Annotated in this window: 4 protein-coding genes and 1 pseudogene; 4 read left to right on the forward strand and 1 reads right to left on the reverse strand. The window is 75.5% G+C overall.

All coding sequences use genetic code 11. The features are described from left to right. Together G3I53_RS23900 and G3I53_RS23905 are read left to right on the forward strand one after the other, a co-directional pair. On the forward strand, positions 1–638 hold a 638-nt coding region (locus tag G3I53_RS23900), incomplete at its 5' end, for an FkbM family methyltransferase (protein ID WP_164337419.1). Then, positions 604–1,215, forward strand: a complete 612-nt coding sequence (locus G3I53_RS23905; protein ID WP_164438749.1) for a hypothetical protein — start codon at positions 604–606, stop codon at positions 1,213–1,215. The genes G3I53_RS23900 and G3I53_RS23905, both read left to right, overlap by 35 nt. Here G3I53_RS23905 and G3I53_RS23910 read toward each other — a convergent pair. Beyond that, positions 1,193–2,065, reverse strand: coding sequence for a hypothetical protein (locus G3I53_RS23910; RefSeq protein WP_164333735.1), 873 nt, complete (start codon positions 2,063–2,065; stop codon positions 1,193–1,195). The genes G3I53_RS23905 and G3I53_RS23910 overlap by 23 nt on opposite strands. Before the next feature lie 176 nt (positions 2,066–2,241). Here G3I53_RS23910 and G3I53_RS23915 point away from each other — a divergent pair, with 176 nt between their 5' ends. Both G3I53_RS23915 and G3I53_RS23920 read left to right on the forward strand, forming a co-directional pair. Beyond that, positions 2,242–3,300, forward strand: a complete 1,059-nt coding sequence (locus tag G3I53_RS23915) for a 2,3-butanediol dehydrogenase (protein WP_164333736.1) — start codon at positions 2,242–2,244, stop codon at positions 3,298–3,300. 123 nt (positions 3,301–3,423) lie between these two features. Beyond that, a pseudogene (locus G3I53_RS23920) lies at positions 3,424–3,611 on the forward strand (acyl-CoA synthetase); the annotation flags it as partial.

Genomic DNA, 3,611 nt, shown 5'->3' on the forward strand with positions numbered 1-3,611 from the left:
CCTGCCGCGTGGTGACCGTCGAGCCGGTCCCCCGCCTGGCCCGGCTGCTCGCCGCCACCGCCCCGCCGAACGTGCGGGTGGTGCGCGCGGCGGCCTCCGACCGGCCCGGCATCGCCCAGCTGTGGCTGCCCTCCGGCGACCGGGGCGAGCGGGGCGTGTCGTCCCTGGTGCGCCGGGACATCCACGACGACGTCCTCGACGTCACCTGCGTGGCGCTGGACGACCTGGGGCTGAAGGACGTCGGCTTCGTGAAGATCGACGTGGACGGCAACGAGTCGGCGGTGCTGCGCGGCGCGACCGGTGTGCTGGCCCGCGACCGGCCCGCCCTGTTCGTGGAACTGGAGACCCGCATCCAGCCCGTCGCCCCGGTCGTCACCTACCTGTCCCTGCTGGGCTACGACGGCTGGGTGCTGCCGGCCGGCGACTGGATCCCGCTGTCCCGCTTCCCGCTGGAGGCGCACCAGGCGGAAGCCTGCCACGTCGCCACCCTGGGTCTGCTCCGCCGGGTCCTGCCCTCCGGCCTGCTGCGGGGCCCCCGCTACGTCAACTCGGTGCTGTTCCTCCCGGACGGGCGGCGCCCCGGGGAGTACCCGATGCGCGACGATGGGGCGCGTGCCGACCGGAAAACGCCCCGCTAGCCCGTTCACCCCGCTGGACTTCCAGCTCGTCCTGCTGCGCCGGATGGCCGACCACAACCCCGGGCCGGTGGAGGACGCCCGGCGGGAACTGGGCGCCTCCCTCGCCGACATGCGGGAGGCCAACAGGCGCTGGCAGGCGATGCTCCGCTCCCCGCGGCCCCGTCCTGCGCTGTCCCGCTACCGCTCGGTCCTCGGCGCCCCGGAGTCCCGGACCCCGCGCCGGATCGGCGACCTGGACTGCGAGGCGTGGCAGTGGCCGCTGCCGCTCTGGCCGGACCTGCGCTTCGAGGTGCTGACCGCGCCGGGCGGCGGGGTCTGGACCGAGTGGCTGGTGCGGGCGCCGGGCGTGCCGCCGCCCGTCCTGCGCACGGTGGCCGACCTGACCCCGTGGTCCTGCACGGTCGACGAGGCCGCCCGGGCCTTCGCGCCCGCCCGCCCCCTCCAGGGCTCGGCCCCCACCCGCTGGGGCCTGGCCTTCACCGCCCCGGACCCGTCGGGCAGCCGGCGGGACGTGGTCGCGGAGTTCACCTGGGGCCTGCTCCAGCGGACGGCGGTCACCGAGCCGCCGCCGCGATGACCGCGGCCGTCACGACGGGCAGCGAGTCGGGGTGCAGCCACAGGAACAGGTTGGGCTCCACGAGCTCCAGTTCCATCACCCGCGGCCGTCCGTCCTCCCCGTCCACCAGGTCGACGCGCGCGTAGAGCAGCTCCGGCGCGCCCGGCACGGCGGCCAGCGCCCGCTCGGCGACGGCGGCCTCGTCCGCGCCCGGCGTCCAGGGAACGGGCCTGGGGTGCGCGGTCCTCGGGGCGTCGTAAGGGGTGCCCGGGCCGAGGACCGCGTCCTTGCGGGAGGCGTGCAGCAGGCGCCCGCCGACGAACACCAGCGCCCGCTCGCCGGCCCGGTCGATCGCGGTGACGTAGGGCTGCACCATCGCGGTGTACCCGTCGGCGTGCATCCGCCGCAGGTGCTCCGCGGCCCGGTCGTGCTCGTCCGGCGTGTAGCGGGCGGCGAGCCGGGCGCCCGCCCCGGAGGCGGGCTTGACGACGTACTCGTACCCGTCCGGCAGGGTGGGCGGGTCCCCGGGCGCGAGGTAGCGGGTCGGGACGACGGGCACGCCGGCGGCGGCCAGGTCGCCGAGGTAGCGCTTGTCGGTGTTCCAGCGCACCACGTCCGCCGGGTTGGCCAGCCGGGTGGCGGCGGCGCAGCGCTCGGCCCATGCCGTGAACTCGGCGGCCCGCCAGGTGTAGTCCCAGGTGGAGCGGATCACGGCCAGGTCGAACCCGGCCCAGTCCACCGCCGGGTCGTCCCACTCCACGGCACACGCCCGGGCGCCGGCCTCGGTCAGCGCCCGCACCAGGACCGGCAGGTCCCGGTCCTCGGCGATCCCGGGTCGGGGCCGGCACGTCACGAGGGCGACTCGGGGCACGGCGGCCTCCCGGGGCGGGTGAGGGGACGGTCGGACGGGTGAGCGACCAGGCAGGCTAGCAACCCCGGCGCCCCTCCCGCCGCCGCTTCGCGGGACGGCAGGCGGGTACCCGGTGCCGGCAGCGGTGCGCCGGTGCCGTGCCGGTGTGCCGTCCGGGTCCACGGAAGGGGCACCCCATGAGGGCCGCGCGCTACTACGGCAAGGAAGACATCCGGCTCGACGACATCCCGGAGCCCGAGGTCCGGCCCGGGACGGTGAAGATCGCGCCCGCGTGGACCGGGATCTGCGGTTCCGACCTGCACGTCTACTTCGGGGGACCGGTCAGCCCGATGCCCACGGCGGGCAACCCCCACCCGCTCTCCGGGGAGGAGCCGCCGCTGGTGTTCGGCCACGAGTTCTCCGGCGTCGTCGAGGAGACCGGTGACGGCGTCGAGGGCCTGGCGCCCGGCGACTCGGTCGTGGTGGAGCCGCTGCTGGTCTGCGGTGAGTGCTTCGCCTGCCGTGAGGGCCGCTACAACATCTGCGCCAAGCTGGGCTTCATCGGCCTCTCCGGCGGCGGGGGCGGCCTGTCCGAGCACATGGTCGTCGAGCGGCGGTTCGTGCACCCCGTCGGTGACCTGCCGCTGGACCAGGCGGCCCTGATCGAGCCGCTGAGCGTGTCCGCGCACGCGGTCCGGCTGTCCGGCGCCCGCGAGGGCGATGTGGCCCTGGTCGGCGGCGCCGGACCGATCGGCCTGTTCACCGGGGCCGTGCTGAAGGCTCTGGGCGCGACGGTGATCGTCAGCGAGATGAGCGGGCAGCGCAAGCAGAAGGCGAAGGACTCCGGTGTCGCCGACCACGTCCTCGACCCCGGCCAGGAGGACGTCGCCGCCCGCACCCTGGAGATCACCGGCGGCAGGGGTGCCGACGTCGCCTTCGAGTGCGCGGGCGTCCAGCCCGTCCTCGACACCCTGCTGCACGCGCTGAAGATCGGCGGGATGCTCCAGGTCGTCGCCCTGTACGGGGCGAACCCCACCCTGGACGCGATGTCGCTGCTGTTCAAGGAGGTCCTGGTGCAGGGCAGCATGGGCTACGCGGACGACCACCCGTCGGTGATCCGCATGGTGCAGGAGGGCAGGATCGACCTCAGCCCCTTCATCACCCGCCGCATCGCCGTCGAGGACCTCGAGGCGGAGGGCCTGCGCCGGCTCGTGGACCACAAGGACGAGGAGGTCAAGATCCTCGTCCACATGTAGCCACCCGGCCCGGATCCGGCCGGGCACCCGGGTGCGGGGCACCCCCTTGGGCAGGGATCCTGCGGCACCGCAAGAATCACCGGTACCGCCCGTCACCGGTCACCGACCCGAGGAGCCCGACGCGTGTCCAGTCTTTTCCCCGCCCTGACCGACGGCCCGGCCGGCCGGCCCGCCCTGCGGTTCGGCGCGCACTCGCTGACGTACGGGGAACTCGCCGCGGCGAGTGCCGCCGTCGCCGCCGGACTGCGGACGGCGCGGCGGGTCGCCGTGTGGGCCACACCCGAGCCGGCGACCGCGGTCGCGGTCGTCGG

Source organism: Streptomyces sp. SID14436 (assembly GCF_010548465.1).
Taxonomy (GTDB): Bacteria; Actinomycetota; Actinomycetes; order Streptomycetales; family Streptomycetaceae; genus Streptomyces.

Bases quoted from the DNA above. Each gene is read 5' to 3' on its own strand.
- G3I53_RS23915 (WP_164333736.1), top strand. From the start codon at position 2,242: ATGAGGGCCGCGCGCTACTACGGCAAGGAAGACATCCGGCTCGACGAC.
- G3I53_RS23905 (WP_164438749.1), top strand. From the start codon at position 604: ATGGGGCGCGTGCCGACCGGAAAACGCCCCGCTAGCCCGTTCACCCCG.